The 15,289-nt window shown below is 65.8% G+C and carries 15 protein-coding genes; 7 read left to right on the plus strand and 8 right to left on the minus strand.

Annotated features, from left to right (window positions below; all coding sequences use genetic code 11):
* Nucleotides 1-16: 16 nt before the first annotated feature.
* The gene (locus tag AB0313_RS00800; protein ID WP_366302981.1) at nt 17-2,131 is read right to left on the minus strand and encodes an acyl-CoA dehydrogenase; all 2,115 of its coding nucleotides are present in this window, start codon (nt 2,129-2,131) and stop codon (nt 17-19) included.
* A 1-nt stretch (nt 2,132) separates the two neighbouring features.
* The gene (locus tag AB0313_RS00805; protein ID WP_366302983.1) at nt 2,133-2,858 is read right to left on the minus strand and encodes a TetR/AcrR family transcriptional regulator; all 726 of its coding nucleotides are present in this window, start codon (nt 2,856-2,858) and stop codon (nt 2,133-2,135) included.
* Between the two features lie 61 nt (nt 2,859-2,919).
* On the opposite strand from AB0313_RS00805, the gene AB0313_RS00810 reads away from it, so the two are divergent.
* The 3 genes from AB0313_RS00810 to AB0313_RS00820 are packed head-to-tail and all read left to right on the plus strand — an operon-like array spanning nt 2,920 to nt 6,532.
* The gene (locus AB0313_RS00810; RefSeq protein ID WP_366302985.1) at nt 2,920-4,275 is read left to right on the plus strand and encodes an acetyl-CoA C-acetyltransferase; all 1,356 of its coding nucleotides are present in this window, start codon (nt 2,920-2,922) and stop codon (nt 4,273-4,275) included.
* Between the two features lie 8 nt (nt 4,276-4,283).
* Nucleotides 4,284-5,624: a 3-oxoacyl-ACP reductase gene (locus AB0313_RS00815; protein ID WP_366302987.1), complete on the plus strand. Its 1,341-nt coding sequence runs from the start codon at nt 4,284-4,286 to the stop codon at nt 5,622-5,624.
* The gene (locus AB0313_RS00820; protein ID WP_366302989.1) at nt 5,621-6,532 is read left to right on the plus strand and encodes a MaoC/PaaZ C-terminal domain-containing protein; all 912 of its coding nucleotides are present in this window, start codon (nt 5,621-5,623) and stop codon (nt 6,530-6,532) included. The genes AB0313_RS00815 and AB0313_RS00820 overlap by 4 nt, the downstream gene beginning before the upstream one ends.
* Nucleotides 6,533-6,554: 22 nt before the next feature.
* On the opposite strand, the gene AB0313_RS00825 is transcribed toward AB0313_RS00820, so the two are convergent.
* From AB0313_RS00825 to AB0313_RS00845, 5 genes are all read right to left on the minus strand, one after another.
* Nucleotides 6,555-7,607, minus strand: coding sequence for an FUSC family protein (locus AB0313_RS00825; RefSeq protein WP_366302991.1), 1,053 nt, complete (start codon nt 7,605-7,607; stop codon nt 6,555-6,557).
* Nucleotides 7,608-7,700: 93 nt separating this feature from the next.
* Complete coding sequence (locus AB0313_RS00830; RefSeq protein WP_366302993.1) at nt 7,701-8,810, minus strand: serine hydrolase domain-containing protein; 1,110 nt, start codon at nt 8,808-8,810, stop codon at nt 7,701-7,703.
* Nucleotides 8,811-8,856: 46 nt separating this feature from the next.
* Nucleotides 8,857-9,939: a glutathione S-transferase C-terminal domain-containing protein gene (locus AB0313_RS00835; protein ID WP_366302995.1), complete on the minus strand. Its 1,083-nt coding sequence runs from the start codon at nt 9,937-9,939 to the stop codon at nt 8,857-8,859.
* A gap of 29 nt (nt 9,940-9,968) precedes the next feature.
* On the minus strand, nt 9,969-10,709 hold the full coding sequence (locus AB0313_RS00840; protein WP_366302997.1) for a M50 family metallopeptidase: 741 nt from the start codon (nt 10,707-10,709) through the stop codon (nt 9,969-9,971).
* A gap of 162 nt (nt 10,710-10,871) precedes the next feature.
* Nucleotides 10,872-11,174, minus strand: a complete 303-nt coding sequence (locus AB0313_RS00845; protein ID WP_018761323.1) for a DUF4193 domain-containing protein — start codon at nt 11,172-11,174, stop codon at nt 10,872-10,874.
* Nucleotides 11,175-11,380: 206 nt separating this feature from the next.
* On the opposite strand from AB0313_RS00845, the gene AB0313_RS00850 reads away from it, so the two are divergent.
* The 4 genes from AB0313_RS00850 (at nt 11,381) to AB0313_RS00865 (ending at nt 14,142) form a co-directional block, all read left to right on the plus strand.
* Nucleotides 11,381-12,523 (plus strand): glycosyltransferase family 9 protein, encoded by a 1,143-nt coding sequence (locus tag AB0313_RS00850; protein ID WP_366302999.1) that lies wholly within the window; start codon nt 11,381-11,383, stop codon nt 12,521-12,523.
* Entirely contained in the window at nt 12,520-13,491 is a 972-nt protein-coding gene (locus tag AB0313_RS00855) for a glycosyltransferase family 9 protein (protein WP_307305608.1), read from the plus strand. The genes AB0313_RS00850 and AB0313_RS00855 overlap by 4 nt, the downstream gene beginning before the upstream one ends.
* A 74-nt stretch (nt 13,492-13,565) precedes the next feature.
* Nucleotides 13,566-13,796, plus strand: coding sequence for a hypothetical protein (locus tag AB0313_RS00860; RefSeq protein ID WP_141941338.1), 231 nt, complete (start codon nt 13,566-13,568; stop codon nt 13,794-13,796).
* Nucleotides 13,797-13,950: 154 nt separating this feature from the next.
* Entirely contained in the window at nt 13,951-14,142 is a 192-nt protein-coding gene (locus AB0313_RS00865; protein ID WP_141941340.1) for a three-helix bundle dimerization domain-containing protein, read from the plus strand.
* 15 nt (nt 14,143-14,157) lie between these two features.
* On the opposite strand, the gene AB0313_RS00870 is transcribed toward AB0313_RS00865, so the two are convergent.
* Nucleotides 14,158-15,183, minus strand: a complete 1,026-nt coding sequence (locus tag AB0313_RS00870) for an NADPH:quinone reductase (RefSeq protein WP_141946329.1) — start codon at nt 15,181-15,183, stop codon at nt 14,158-14,160.
* Between the last annotated feature and the right edge of the window lie 106 nt (nt 15,184-15,289).

Genomic DNA, 15,289 nt, shown 5'->3' on the forward strand with positions numbered 1-15,289 from the left:
AGGCCCGGCCGGCGACTCAGCCCTTCCGGTCCGCCGCGGTCCGGGCGATCAGGACCTTCTCGTCCACCGGCGACTGCCCGCTCGCCCGTGCGGTGCGGAAATACTCGCGGGCTTCATCCTGGCGCGCCTTCTCCGCACCGGTGGCGATGGCTGCGCGAACGTGGTCATCGCCGTACCCGAAGGCGTCCACCAGATCCAGGGCATGCGGGCGGATCTTTTCCAGCAGCCGGTTAATGTAGCCGCCTACGGTACGTGCGCGCTGCATGGAGAGGCGGCCGTTCATGAGGTACCAGGACAGGTTCTTCTCGATCAGCGACAGGCCGAACAGGTCGCGCAGCCACGTCAGCACCTTCCGGGTCCCCGGGTCCTCCACTCTCTGGAGTGCGTCCGTGAACGCCTCCCAGTGCAGGAGTTCGGCATGGGCCTGCGCAGCATCGATGAGTTCGTTCTGGTGCCGGTTGAACAAGGCCGCGCCCTTGTCCTGCGGCAGTCGCTTGCTGCCCTTGAGAGCGGCTCCCGCCTCTGCCACCATGGTCTGGACCCTGTCCGTCAGGAGCGCGCGCTGGCTGTCCTCATCCCGGAGGGCGATGGCGGCCTTCTGGACCGAGCCGCTATCCGCCATGAACTGCGCCACCTGGCGCAGGCCGGTGCGGTGGACCGCGGCGCCTGCCGCCTGGGTCACCACGTAACGGGCCAGGACGCCGAAGTCCACGTTGCGGAACTCCTTGGCGTAGTCGGCAAGCAGTCGCTTGGCCACCAGTTGAAGCAACACGGTGTTGTCGCCTTCGAAGGTGGCGTAGACGTCCAGGTCTGCCCGCAGTGAGGCGAACCGGTTCTCAATCAGGAAGCCGGCGCCCCCGCAGGCTTCCCGGCATTCCTGCAGCGTGTCCAGTGCGTGCCAGGTGCTCAGGGGCTTCAGTGCCGCCGCCAGGGTCTCCAGGTCCTGCCGGTCCGCGTCGGTGTCATGGGCGCCGGAGAAGACGTCGTCGAATTTCTGCAGGAGCTGCTCGTGGGCGAAACTTGCCGCGTAGGTGGCTGCCAGGCGGGTGAACAGCCTGCGCTGGTGCCGCTGGTAGTCCAGCAGGACCTCTTCTTCGGTATGGGAGGAGGCGTTGAACTGCCGGCGTTCGGTGGCGTACTGGATGGCTGCCTTCAGCGCCACCTTGGAGGCAGCGACGGCGGCTCCGTCCAGGGAGACGCGGCCCTGGACCAGGGTTCCGAGCATGGTGAAGAAGCGCCGCCCCGGGCTGGCGATGGGTGAGGTGTAGGTTCCGTCAGCGTCGACGTTGCCGTAGCGGTTCAGGAGGTTGGTCCGGGGAACGCGGACATTGGTGAAGTGCAGCCGGCCGTTGTCGATGCCGTTCAGGCCGCCCTTGATGCCGTCGTCCTCCCCGCCGATCCCTGGCAGGAATTCCTTGGTGTCCGGGTCCCGAAGATCCACGTAGAAGGCATGCACTCCGTGGTTGACGCCGTGGGTAACCAGCTGCGCGAAAACGACGGCGCCGAGTCCGTCAATTGCGGCGTTCCCGATGTAGTCCTTCCAGGCGGCGCGGAAGGGGGTGTTGACCACGAATTCTTCGGTGGCGGGGTCATACGTTGCCGTGGTGGCGATGCTGGCCACATCTGAGCCATGGCCGGTTTCGGTCATGGCAAAGCAGCCGGGGATTTCCAGGTTCATGATGCCGGGCAGCCACTTGGCGTGGTGCTCCGCGGTGCCCAGATGCATCACTGCCGAGCCGAAGAGTCCCCACTGGACGCCCGCTTTGATCTGCAGCGACGGATCAGCCACCACGAGCTCCTCGAACCCAGCAATGTTTCCGCCGTGGTCGTCGGAGCCGCCCAGTTCGGTGGGGAAAGCCCGGTGTACGGCTTCATTGTCCACGAGGTACTTGAGCTGCCCGAAGACGCGTGCACGGTGGTCCGTGTGCGTCAGGCCCTCGACCTTGTGCAGTTCCGGCCTGGCGGCCAGCTCCCTTGCCTGGAGCCGAACGTCAGCCCACTTGCCCAGGAGCTGCCGGCCCAGTGCCTCGACGTCGATGGCGGGTTCAGGGTTTTCGGCCGGGATGGTGGCTGCAAAGGTTGCCGCGGGGCGGGGGCCCTTGCCGGCGGGGCGGTCCACTACGTCAGTCATGTCATAGTCCTTCTTTGGCGGATAACTTGGTGGTCGGTGAGGCCAGGGAAACTTCCGGGGCAATTCCCACGCACAGCCAGGCGGTGATTTGGCGGGCCATGCTCTCCTGGCTCGGCTTGGCCGGGGAGTCCGGCGTGCTGAGCCACTGTTCGCCGGCATTGCGCACCAGGCCGATGGCCGCCTTGGGCCAGTAGCCGATGACGGTCTGGTCAACATCGCGCAGATGCGAGCGCATGGGCGTGGCAATCATGTCCGCGATGGCTTCGAAGAAGTGGCCCAGCGGGCCCCCCGCGGCGTTATGCGGCGGGTTTGCGGGTTCGCTTGGGGCATAGCTGGTGACGAACGCGTAGACGTTGGGGCTGGTATCGGCCATCTGAAGGTAGGCCGAGACCATCGCCAGCAGGCCCTCCCGCGGCGTGAGCGCGCTTTGTGCTGCTTCTTGGATGCGGTGCTGCATCTGGTTGAGGACCACTTCACCCACTGCCTGCTGAAGTCCGGCCTTGTCCCCGAAGTAACGGTAGAAGACGGATTTCGAGGTGCCCGCGGCTGTGGCGATGTCCTCCATGGACGCATCGCTGCCCAGCGCATGCACGGCACGCCGGGCCTGCTTGATGAGGTCCCTGCGGCGTTCCTCCCTGTGGCTCTGCCAGCGCGAGGAGCGGCCGTCAGGGCTGGCGGGAGAAGCCAGGTCGACGGCCAAGGGAATGTTCGTGTCCTGAAAGTTCACGATACCCAGCGTATCAGGTACGCTGGGTATCGGTAACCACATGTGACCAGAGGAGCCATCCATGTCCATAGACGGACAGACCACCCCCGCCCCTGAGGAACCGGCCGCGGCCGCCGTCCCGGCAACCCGCAGGGCAGTGATCGTCGGCGGCAACAGGATTCCGTTCGCCCGTGCGGGCGGCGCCTATGCAAAGTCCTCAAACCAGGACATGCTCACCGCCGCGCTCGATGGCCTGATTGCCCGGTTCGGGCTTCAGGACGAGCGGATCGGCCAAGTCGCCGCGGGTGCGGTACTGAAGCACTCGCGGGACTTCAACCTCACCCGGGAAGCCGTCCTGGGGTCGGCGCTCTCCGCCGAGACCCCGGTGTACGACCTCCAGCAGGCCTGTGCCACGGGCCTCGAAACCGTGGTGGGCCTGGCAAACAAGATCAAGCTGGGGCAGATTGAATCCGGCATTGCGGGCGGCGTGGACTCCGCTTCCGATGCGCCGGTGGTGGTCAGCGAAGGGCTTCGCGAGGTCATCCTGGACCTGCACCGCGCCAGGACACTTCCCCAGCGGCTCCAGATCCTGAGCCGCCTGCGCCCCAAGGACCTGGCACCACTGGCCCCCGGCACGGCAGAGCCCCGGACCGGCCTGACCATGGGTGAGCATCAGGCCCTGACCACTGCGCAGTGGAAGATCTCCCGCGAAGCGCAGGACGAACTGGCGTTGAACAGCCACCACAATCTCGCCGCAGCCTACGAGTCAGGGTTCTTTGATGACCTCATGACCCCCTACCGCGGACTGACGCGTGACGCGAACCTTCGTGCGGACACCTCCATGGAGAAGCTGGCCTCCCTGAAGCCCGTCTTCGGCCGTAACCTCGGAGCCGACGCCACGATGACCGCCGGAAACTCCACTCCGCTCACCGACGGTGCGTCAACCGTGCTGCTTGCCTCCGACGAGTGGGCAGATGCCCGCGACCTCCCTAAACTGGCAGCCGTCGTGGACGCCGAGGCCGCGGCCGTGGATTTTGTCCACGGCAAGGACGGCCTGCTGATGGCCCCCGTATTCGCTGTGCCGCGGCTCCTGGGCCGCCAGGGCCTGACGCTGGCCGACTTTGACTACTTCGAAATCCACGAGGCCTTTGCGGCCACGGTCCTAAGCACCCTGGCCGCATGGGAAGACGAGGACTTCGGGCGAACCAGGCTCGGCCTGGAGGGCGCGTTTGGCAGCATCGACCGGACCCGGCTCAACGTCAATGGGTCTTCGCTGGCAGCGGGCCACCCTTTCGCGGCCACCGGTGGCAGGATCGTGGGCACGCTTGCAAAGATGCTCCACGCCAAGGCAGCTTCCGCGGGGCGTCCCGCCAGGGGCCTGGTGTCCGTTTGCGCAGCAGGCGGCCAGGGCGTCGTCGCAATCCTGGAATCTCGGTAGGGGGCGGCGTGGCAGATACATACACCCAGATGGTCAACAGCAACCTGGGCCGAAGTGTTGCCAGGAAGCTGGGCCTTCCGCAGCCCGCCGTACTCCGCCGCTACAAGTCCGGCCAACCACTGGTGACCGGACCCGTCGTCGTCGTAGGGGACACGCCGGGCGCAGACAAACTCGCCGCCGAACTGCTGTCCTGGGACCTTGACGTCAGGCGGCACGCCGTTCCGGCGGAAAAGCTGGCGGCCATCATCCTGGTCCTCGACGAGCTGGAGCACCCGGCGGAGCTTGAAAGGCCCGTGCTGGCAGCGGCCGGGTCACTCCGCGACCTGCAACCCTGCGGGCGGCTCATCACGCTGTCGCGGCGGGCGGCAGAGGCGTCTTCGCCCCATGCTGCGGCTGCACGGCAGGGAGTGGATGGCTTCCTGAGGTCGCTTGCCAAAGAACTGCGGGCGGGCGCAACGGGAAACGGCGTGCTTCTCGGCAACGGAACGGCGACCACGAGCCCCAGTGTCCTGGGTGCCGTCAGGTTCTTCCTCTCGGCCCGCTCGGCGTTCGTGGATGGCCAGTTCCTGTCGGTCTCCACGGAGGACGGGGCGCTTCCCGCAGATCCCGAACGTCCTTTGGCAGGGAAGGTGGCCGTAGTCACCGGCGCAGCCCGGGGTATTGGGGCTGAAATTGCCCGCACCCTGCACAGGGACGGCGCCACCCTGGTCCTCGTGGACATTCCGGCTGCAGGTGACCAGTTGGCAGCCGTTGCCAATGAGGTGCGGGGCACCGCCCTGCAGCTGGACATCACCGGCGCTGACGCGGGGCAGCGGATCATCGACCATGCCGTGCAGCGGCACGGGCGGCTGGATATCGTCGTTCACAACGCCGGCGTCACACGGGACAAGCTCCTGGCCAACATGGACCAGGCGCGGTGGAACCTGGTCATCAATATCAACATTGCTGCCCAGCTCCACATCAACGAGGCCCTGCTGGCCTCCGAATACTTCCGGTCAACTCCGCGTATTGTTTCAGTTGCCTCTACCAGCGGCATCGCCGGGAACCGGGGACAGACCAACTACGCAGCGTCCAAGGGGGGAGTGATGGGAATGGTGCGTGCCACCGCTCCGCTGCTCGCCACTGCCGGCGGCACAATCAATGCCGTCGCCCCGGGATTCATCGAAACAGACATGACCGCGCGCATCCCCTTTGCCGTCCGTGAAGTGGCGCGGCGACTGAATTCGCTGCAGCAGGGCGGAATGCCATCTGACGTAGCAGAGACCATAGCGTTCCTCGCCAGTGACGCGGCCGGTGGAATCAACGGGCAGGTGCTGCGTGTATGCGGGCAGAATTTGGTGGGGGCATGACGCTCCAGCAGCCGTTGGTCCTGGCAGAAATGCCCTCCCTGTCCAAGCTCTACGTCAACGCTGCCGCGCAGGCGGCCCGCCGCAGGCTGCTGGGAACCCACGACTCCGCCGTGCTTCCGGCTGAAAGCCACGAAGTCAGGGGCGTTAGGGTGAACGTGGAGAACCTGACGGCCTACCAGCACCTGATAGGCGAGACGGCAAGCGACGTTCTGCCGGCAGGCTTCATCCACGCAATCGCCTTTCCCCTGGCCATGAGCGTCCTGAACCGCGACGACTTTCCGCTTCCCCTGCTGGGGATGATCCACCTTCGCAACAGGGTGGAGCAAAGGGCGCCGCTGGTATTCACCGACATTCTGGACATGACGGCGAGGGTGGAGAATCTCCGTGGCCACCGTGCGGGTACGCAGGTGGACGTTGTGGCGGAAGTGCGACGCCCGGACTCACAGGATGTCCACTGGCGCGGAGTTTCCACATACCTGGCCAAGGGTGTGTTCCTGCCGGGCATAGACAAACCCACGGCCGTTCCGCCCAGGCCCGACTTCACAGCGCCGGACCCTACGGCGCTGTGGCACCTTGGAGTGGATACGGGCCGGGCCTACGCAGCAGTGTCGGGGGATTTCAATCCCATCCACCTAAGCGTGCTCTCGGCCAAGGCCCTGGGCATGCGGCGTTCCATAGCCCACGGCATGTACCTGGCATCACGTGCGCTCGCAGATGTGGGGCCGGCCCGCGGAGATTCATTCACCTGGGACGTTGATTTTGAGGCCCCGGTCTTCCTTCCCTCCCGGGTTGCATTGGAGATCACTTCAGAAGAAAGCGGGGCAGGGGCGTGGAAGCGGTCCGACTATGTCGCCTGGAGCCCGCGCTCCGGACGGCGCCACTTCAGCGGGACCGTCACCGCCGTTTAGGACAGGCAACAGCCCGCCGTGCCTACCCCCTGGGGCGGATGACCCGCAGGATCCGGTGGAGGCTCAGAAGGACCGACTCGGACGCAGGCACGGTTCCCTGTGCGGCCTGCCTGCCGGCGGTGGAGGCCATACAGGCCTCCACCGCCGTCCTGGCGGCTTCATAGGAGTCTTTGTATGTGCGCTCGTCGCTGTCGCTGTGGATCGAGAGGAGTTCTCCCGTTGCGTTGATGGCATCCGCCAGCGGCTCGTTGTCCTGCAGGGGGATCGCGTACGGCACGTCATCCTCCCAGATCACGTCTGAAAGGACATCGGTCATGTCCTGGATGTGGAAGGTCACGCGCTCCAGGTTCTGCAGGTCGCGGTAGTCCTGGTCCACGTCGCGCGGGTGGAGTTTTCTGCGCGGGTTGGCCCGGCGGCTGGCGTCGGCTTCCTTGACCAGGTGCCGCACCGAACTTGCCGCCTCGGACAGTTCGTCTGACCGGCGGGACCAGTCCTCGTGCTCAGGCGGCCACTTTTCCTTCAGCGCCGCGGCCATGTCCGTCAGTTGGCGCCCGAGGGCCTGCCGCAGGTCCACGAGGCTGGAGGCGGCCGCACTGAGGTGCAGTGGCGGAAAGATCAGGAAGTTCACAGCGATGCCGACCACCACGCCCGCCGCCATCTGCACCAGGTAGCCGTAGGAGAAATCCTCGGCGTTTCTGCCGCCCACCAGCAGAACCAGGAGGGCCGCCGTCGGAATCCAGTCGCTGCCTGAGCCAATGCCCGGCAGGCCGCCCAGCAGCACGCCTATTCCCATGAACAACGCCACGGTCAGCGGCGAGGGCTCGGCGATGCTGACAAGGATGAAGGCAAGTCCGATGCCAACAGCCAGCCCGGCGAGCGCCTGGAGCCCCTGCCTGACCGAGCCGGCCACGTTGTGGTACATCGCCACCAGCGCGCCCAGCGGCGCGTAGTATGCGTAGTGCGATGCCGCGCCGGGCATGTGCGGCGCGATGGCAAAAGCCAGCCCGGCTGCCAGTGCGGCTTTAGCCGCAAGTTGAAGCCGCCGCTCCGCGAAGGCAGCGGAAAGTCCAGCCACCGATTGTTTGAGAAGTTGGGTCCCCCGAGCCCACCGTGCGTCCGGCCGTGCCTGAGTATTGCCCATCCGGACAACAGTAGGGCCGGCGGTGCGTCAGGACAAACCTGCTGTTGAGCGGCGTACCGCAGCAGCCAGGCGGTGGGCGCGGCCCTGAGTGCGCCCTTCTTCCGCGCGCCGGGGAATGTAGCCGAAAGCCAAACGGTAGGACGGGTCGGCAAAACCGAGGGCAGCGTTTGCCCCTTCGTGCCCGAAGGCCCGGTGGCTGCCGAAGTTCCGCGAGGGATGGGGTTTCATGAAAACCACCGCAAACGCGTTGTCCAGGCCGGAAGAGCGGTCCAGGCCCCACACCTGCTCCCGCGTCATTGCAGCGATGGTTTCCTCAGTGAGGAAGGGACTGTCGGTTCCAACGCCAGTGGTGGCTGCGGCATACAACCGGGCCAGGCCGTCGGCAGACCCCACACCGCCGGCGGCTGACATGCCGGCGGCCCTGACGGACCGGATGTTGGGCAGTTCCATGATGCTGCTGACCGGGGCGTTGCTGTTCATGCCCTCGAGGCTGAGCGGGTCGACCCACGGCTGCGCCGCATCTGCCTCGTACAGGACATCCCGGTACCGCGGTTCCTGGTCTGCCGGCAGCCCCAGGAAGAAGTCGACGTCCTGCGGCTCACGGATTCTTCGGTTGTAAATGTCCTGCAACGCCTCGCCCGTGGTCCGGCGGCACAGCTCCTCCATCAGGATGCCAATGGTGAGCGCGTGGTAGCCGAACTGTCGGCCCGGTTGCCAGGCAGGTGCAGCCGCGGCGAGCCGCAATGCGGCTCCCGCCGTGGTGAACTCCTCCAAGCCGAATCCGCCCTCGACACCCAGGAGCCCCGCCTGGTGCGACAGCGCCTCCCTGACCAGCAGCCGGTCCTTTCCATGGACGCCGAATTCCGGCCAGTAATCCACCACCGCTTTGTCGAGGTCCAGGACACCGTCCTGCACAAGGAGCGCGATGACCATCGCGGCCACTCCCTTGGAGCAGGAATAGGCACCCGTCAGGGTATCCGGATCCATGCCAGGCCCGCCGCTCAGGCTGAGCACCGGAACACCGTCACGATAGGCGGCCACCTGCGCGCTGTAGTGGGGATCTTCGGCGAGGAAGGATTCGAAGAGGGCCAGGACGTCCTCGTAACCGGGAGCCACGAAACCCAGGGAAGTAAGCATGCCGCCCAGTGTAGGCGGAAAACGATTTCCTGTCCGGTCGGGGAGTCTATGCTCCGTGTCCCGCGGCCACTTCCTCGCCTGGCCGGACCGGCCCCGGCGGTGTTCCATCGCCAAAGGGGCGGCCGCCCAGCGATTCCCGGCCGTGGTCCTCCAACCATCCGCTGAGGTCGGGGCCGGCTGGAACGATCCCGGTGGGATTGATGTCCTCATGCACGATGTAGTAGTGCTGCTTGATCTGCACGAAGTCGATGGTGTCGCCGAATCCGGGTATCTGGAAAAGGTCCCTGGCGTAGCCCCATAGGTTGGGCATTTCACTCAGCTTCTGCCGGTTGCACTTGAAGTGGCCGTGGTACACGGGATCGAACCGGGCCAGTGTGGTGAACAGCCGGACGTCTGCCTCAGTGATCGTGTCGCCCACCAGGTAGCGCTGCCGGGACAAGCGGTCCTCAAGCCAGTCCATGGCGGCCCACAAGCGTGCGTACGCTGACTCATAGGCTTGCTGCGAACCTGCGAATCCACATCGGTAGACGCCGTTGTTGACCTCGGTGAAAACGCGCCTGTTGACCAGGTCGATTTCCTCCCGGAGGTGCTCCGGGTAGAGCTGCGGTGCACCGGGCCGGTGGAAATCCGTCCACTCCGTGGAGAAGTCCAGGGTGATCTGCGGGAAGTTATTGGTGACTACCTCGCCGCTGCGCACGTCGACGATTGCAGGCACGGTAATGCCGCGGGGGTAGCCCGGGAAACGCTTGAAGTAGGCTTCCTGGAGGCGTTCAATGCCCAGGACCGGATCCACGCCGTGCGGGTCGAGGTCGAATGTCCAGGAACGTGCATCATGGGTGGGTCCGGGCTGGCCCAGGGAGATGGCTTCTTCCAGCCCGAGCAGCCTGCGGACAATCACAGTGCGGTTCGCCCAGGGGCAGGCCCTGGCCGCAATGAGACGGTAGCGCCCGGCCTCCACTGGCCAACCCGGCTCGCCGTTGCTGCCGGGGGAGGCGCTCCTGGTGATGCGGTCCTCGATGTAGTTGGTATCGCGGGTGAACTCGGCCCCGCCCGTTACATACGCACCGCGGGTGCTGTGTTCGCTGGTGCCGCCCGTCGCTGCGGTGGCACTTTCGGTTTCCTGGCTCATGCCCCAAGCCTATGCGCCGCCACCGTCGTCTACCGGCGTTCCAGCAGAATTGCCGAGACTGGCTGCCAGGCCACCAGCCATGCACCGGCCACCACCAGCGTGAACAAGGCAATCCAGATGCCGGATGGTACAGCGGTGGCACGGTAGAGGAGGTAGGCATCGGAGGTGTTCAGGCGGTCGCGCCGGCGGAGGTGGACGTTGGTGAGTTTGAGCAGGTCACGCACGGCGGCCACCAGAAGAGCCAGGCCGAGAACGACTGATACGTGACCCGCCATGGAACCGGATGCAAGGAATGCCAGTGCGGCTGCGCCCGCTATGGCCACGATGGTGATGGCCAATCCGGCAAAGTTGCGGAGGAAGACAAGGGACGCAGCCAGAACCAGGGAACTGCCGGCCATGGCAGCAGGACCCCAGCCACCGAGTCCGCACCACACGAAAGCCGCCCCGACCATTGCGGGTACCGGGTAACCCCAAAAGCACGACCATGCGGCCGCCAGCCTGCTCCGGCTGTACGTGGTGGTGGTCCCGGAGTGGTCCAGCCGAAGCCGGATTCCAGACAGCCGTTGTCCGGAGGTCACGGCTGCAAACGCGTGGCCCAGTTCGTGCGTGGCGGTAGCGAGGAGGCCGAAGTAGCGCCAGCTGCGGCGCGGGATGGAAAGGGCGACGGCGGCCGCCAGGGAAAGGAGCATCTCGCCCAACGTGACGGTGGGAACGTTTGTTTGGGTGAAGGCTGCGCTCAACGCGCTCCAAAAGTTGGCGGGGATGTCCACCGATGCCTCCTGGCTGCCGGCCCCCATGCGGGTCCCGGCGTCGAACGTATTGTGTCCAATGCTACGGACGCGGGCTGGATGGATTCTTAAAGACCGAGAGGCACGCCTGCGGCGTGCCTCTCGACAGGGATCGTAGTGCCGACCCTCAGGAAAGCTTGCTGACTAGCCTTCGCACTCGGTGCAGTAGCTGTGCCCGTCTTTTTGGCGGGCGATCTGCGACCGGTGCCGGACCAGGAAACAGGAGTAGCAGGTGAACTCATCCTCAGCCTGCGGGATGACCTGGACTACGAGCTCCTCAGCGACGAATTCGCCGCCAGGGACGCCGGCGCCGTCCAGCCCGTCAGCCTCGTCCAACTCCTGCACAACACTGCGGGCGTCGGGAGCATTTGCTGACTGGAGCTGCTCGAGTGAGTTGTCCTGCGATTCCTTGACGTCGGAACGCAGTTCATCGTAATCGGTTGCCACTTTGGGTGCTTCTCTTTTCTTTGATTGGCTGTCGGGTATGAAACGTACAGCATAAGGCCGGTATTCCCCAATAACGAGCGTAGATCTGCGGCCGGCTGGGTAAAGGTTCAGGGGAGCAGCCGGGGGTTTTCCAACCGCATTGCGGCTGCGTTGGCTGTGGAGGGATGGCGGTTGCTGTTTCCTCTGCGTGACGGAAGGGGCAGATCGTGGAGCAACTCACCGCAGAGTTCGGCGGTGCGGGACAGGTGGGAGTGGGCGTCGGTCCGGTACTGGAGAAGTTCGACGGCGTGACCAGGATCGTTGTCCTGCGCGGGGGCGGGCTGGGCGACCTGATCTTCGCCATTCCGGCGATGGCTGCGCTGAAGGCAGCCTACCCCTCTGCAACGGTCACCTTGCTGGGCACCCCTGTGCACCAGGCCCTGCTGGGAGCGTTGAAGAGCCCGGTGGATGAGGTTGTTGTGCTTCCGTTCGCAGAGGGTGTCAGGCCCGGGGAAGAGGATGCCGGTGAGCTGGACCGTTTCTTTGCGGACATGCGCAGCCGGCACTTTGATCTGGCAGTCCAGCTTCATGGAGGGGGACGGTATTCCAATCCCTTCCTGTTACGGCTGGGCGCCCGTCACACGGTAGGCACCAGGACGGCTGATGCAGCCAGCCTCGAACGGACCATCCCCTATATCTACTACCAGCATGAACCTCTAAGGGCGCTGGAAGTCGCAGGGTTCGCCGGTGCATTTCCCCTGGACCTTGAAGCTCGGCTGGCGCCCGCCCACGGCGGGGCTGTGACCGACGCGGCGGATGGGGGTGCCGGCCAGCCGTTCGTGGTGATCCATCCCGGCGCCACTGACCCCCGTCGTCGTTGGCCCGCTGAAAAGTTCGCCGAACTTGCCGGCGCCTGCGCCTCTGACGGCTCCAGCGTGGTAATCATTGGGGACAGCAGCGAGCAGGACCTCGCGGAGGACATCGCCGCGCGTGCCGGGTCCGCCGCTGTCCGTTCCGTGGCGGGCGCACTGGATATGGCCGCACTGGTGTCGCTGCTGGCAAAAGCCGATGTGGTGGTAGCAAACGACAGCGGCCCCCGGCACCTTGCGCAAGCGCTTGGCGTCCCCACGGTCGGTATCTTCTGGGTCGGCAATGTGATCAACGCCGGCGCACTGGGCCGGAGCCTTCACCGGATCCACAAGTCATGGGTGACGGCCTGCCCCACGTGCGGCATCGATGTCACCCAGGTCGGCTGGACAGCACCGCGCTGCGTCCATGATGACTCTGTAGTGGCAGGCATCGGGGTGTCCGAAGTCTACGAGGACGTCCGCAGCCTTTCGGCTGCGACGTTCGCAAAGCAGGACGCATGAGCGCCGTCCAGGCGGCCGGGGAGTCCGCCGACCTGATCCGTGCCGACGGCAAACCGGAACTCCTGGTCCTGCGCGCCCTCAAGCTTGGGGACCTGCTGGTGGCCGTGCCTGCGCTGAAGGGCATCCGGCGCGCCTTTCCGGATCACCGCCTTCGCTACGCGGCCCAGGGCTGGCTGTCCGAAGCCCTGGGCCTGGTGGGCGGCTATGAACTTCTGCCGACGCACGGCCTGGACGAACCGCTGGCAATGGAACCGGGTGCAGTGGACGTGGCCATCAACCTCCACGGCAGCGGCCCGGAAAGCCAGGGACGGATTGAGGCCCTGAAAGCCCGGCGGACCGTGGGGCACCAAAGTCCGCACCGGGACGGCCCCCCGTGGCGGCCCGAATTGCACGAGCGCGAACGCTGGGTCCGGCTGCTCGAATGGCATGGCATAGAGGCCGATCCCCTGGACGTGCAGCTGAACACACCGCACATGCCCAGCCCGGTGCCCGGCGCGACCGTGCTGCACGTGGGGGCAGCCTACGGAAGCCGGCTGTGGCCGGCCGGCCGGTTCGCGGCAGTGGCATCGGCGCTCGCAGAAGCCGGGCACCAGGTGGTCTTCACCGGTGGCACGTCGGAAAGGGAACGTGCCCAGGAAGTGTGCCGTCTTTCGGGTCTTCCGGACACCTCCATGCTGGCCGGCGTTCTGGGCCTGGGTGAGTTTGCCGCCACGATCGCTGCCGCACGGCTGGTGGTCTCTGCCGATACGGGCGCTGCACACTTGGCGTCGGCGTACGGGACTCCGTCCGTGGTTCTTTTCGGTCCCGCCCCACCCGAAATCTGGGGTCCGCCGCCGGGCCCCCATGTGGTCCTCACCCGCGCCGAACTGCGGCGCGGAGACACATTCGCCGCCCAACCTGATCCCGCCCTGCTCGCAGTCCAGGTGTCCGACGTGATGGCGGCCGTCAGGGAGCTGGGGCTTCTCTAGGCACTGTGGATTTGCGGCCAATGATGTGGATCCCCAGGGGGTGGAGAATACGGGCCCGGGCCTAACATTGTGGTATGAGCACTGAGCTGGAAATTGCTTTTGTGTTGGGGACGGCGTTCCTGTGGATTACCGTGACGCTCACCATTTTGTCCGCCATCGACCGCCCCGAGAGGAAGGCCCGGCGGCAGGAACGGCGGGAACTCAGGACGGGGACGGGGCGGATCGAGTACCGCCCGGTTGCTGCCGGTTCCCGTCCCCAGGGACGGAACCGGCATCCCCGGGCCAGAAGGCTGCACCTGCACTGACCACCTTGGAACGTGCCCCTCGCCGGTTAGCACCTGCGATGGACGGACGTGCGCAGCCAGGCGTCCGCCGTCGTTCTGCTGACCATCGCGGGCGGCACGAAAGGCAAACTGTCAAGCCTTGACGGGCGTTGCCTGGAGCGCTGACACTTTCCCGATGGGAGTAAGCGAAGAGTTGCGCGCGCTGGCTGACGTGGTGGACAGGCTCGCCGCGAAGTTTCCTGGAATGCCGCGGGAACACATCGAAGACGTGGTCCAGCAGGAGCACAGCCTGCTGGACGCCGGCAGGGTCCGTGCATTCATACCCGTCCTGGTTGAACACGCCGCGAGAGACCGCCTTTCACGCTAGGCCAGGGCGCGCAGGTCAGGGTGCCGGTGCGACGTCTATGACTACCTTTCCAATCGTTCCCTGTTCCACTGCGTCATGGGCGGCGGCAGTTTCCTCGAGTGGGAACCGCGCCAGTGGCAGGCCATGTTCTTCACCAACCCTAAGCGCTCCGGCGGCAAGGGCCTGGCCAACTGCCGTGACCGCTTGCTGTTTCTGCCCGTCCGTGACCGTGTAGGTCAGGATGAACTGGTAGCGGACGTTCCTGGTCATGCTTTCGCGGATGGGAATGTTGAGGGATTCGCCGGGGTTGGCCGCATAAATCGAGATGGTCCCGCCGGTTTTAAGCACCTGCAGGTCCGCCTCGATGTTCGCAGGCGCATTGACATCCACGATCACGTCCACACCATCTGCGGCTGCTTCCTTGACGGCGCGGACGACGTCGTCCTGCCGGTAGTTGATGACGGTTTCCGCACCTGCGCGGCTGGCAAGTTCGGCCTTCCGGTCGCCGCTGACGGTTGTGATAACAGTCGCTCCGGCCCACCGGGCGAGTTGGATGGCCGCATGCCCCACAGCCCCTGCGCCTCCGGTCACCAGCACGGTTTTGCCTGCGAGGGCTCCAGGTGCGAGCCTGGCCGGTCCGTCCTCGCTGGACGTCAGGGCGCGGTGGGCCGTCAGTGCGGGAATTCCCAGGGAGGCGCCGGTGTCGAAGGATTCGGTGTCAGGAAGTGCCACGACCTTGTGCGCCGGCAGCACCACGTACTCCTGGGCTGTGCCTTCGTTGCCGCCCCAGGCCACATCCCACAGCCACACACGGTCGCCCACGGCAAACCCTTCCACGCCGGGCCCCAACTGGTCGACGACGCCGGCTCCGTCCTGGTTTGGGACCTTCGGAGCGTCCAGCGTGTGGCTTCCGCTTCCGGACCGCGATTTCCAGTCGGTCGGGTTCACTCCCGACACCACCAGGCGCACCCGCACTTCCCCGGGGCCCGGCGCAGTCAGTGGTTTGTCCTGGAGCTTCAGCACCGATGAGGGACCTGTTGCTTCATACACGATTGCCTTCACGTCTGCTCCCATGGCCGGATAGAGATTGCCTGTCGACTCCAACCTATCGGAAGCAGCACCAGTCCCGGCGGACGGTGCCGGTTTTACGCTGGATGCCGTACTGGCA

This window comes from Pseudarthrobacter sp. NPDC080039, from assembly GCF_040702335.1.
Classification (GTDB): domain Bacteria; phylum Actinomycetota; class Actinomycetes; order Actinomycetales; family Micrococcaceae; genus Arthrobacter; species Arthrobacter enclensis_A.

Excerpts from the sequence above, each read along its gene's own strand:
- AB0313_RS00800 (WP_366302981.1), bottom strand. The coding sequence starts at position 2,131 with ATGACTGACGTAGTGGACCGCCCCGCCGGCAAGGGCCCCCGCCCCGCG.
- AB0313_RS00810 (WP_366302985.1), top strand. The coding sequence starts at position 2,920 with ATGTCCATAGACGGACAGACCACCCCCGCCCCTGAGGAACCGGCCGCG.
- AB0313_RS00820 (WP_366302989.1), top strand. The coding sequence starts at position 5,621 with ATGACGCTCCAGCAGCCGTTGGTCCTGGCAGAAATGCCCTCCCTGTCC.
- AB0313_RS00830 (WP_366302993.1), bottom strand. The coding sequence starts at position 8,810 with ATGCTTACTTCCCTGGGTTTCGTGGCTCCCGGTTACGAGGACGTCCTG.
- AB0313_RS00835 (WP_366302995.1), bottom strand. The coding sequence starts at position 9,939 with ATGAGCCAGGAAACCGAAAGTGCCACCGCAGCGACGGGCGGCACCAGC.
- AB0313_RS00855 (WP_307305608.1), top strand. The coding sequence starts at position 12,520 with ATGAGCGCCGTCCAGGCGGCCGGGGAGTCCGCCGACCTGATCCGTGCC.
- AB0313_RS00860 (WP_141941338.1), top strand. The coding sequence starts at position 13,566 with ATGAGCACTGAGCTGGAAATTGCTTTTGTGTTGGGGACGGCGTTCCTG.
- AB0313_RS00865 (WP_141941340.1), top strand. The coding sequence starts at position 13,951 with ATGGGAGTAAGCGAAGAGTTGCGCGCGCTGGCTGACGTGGTGGACAGG.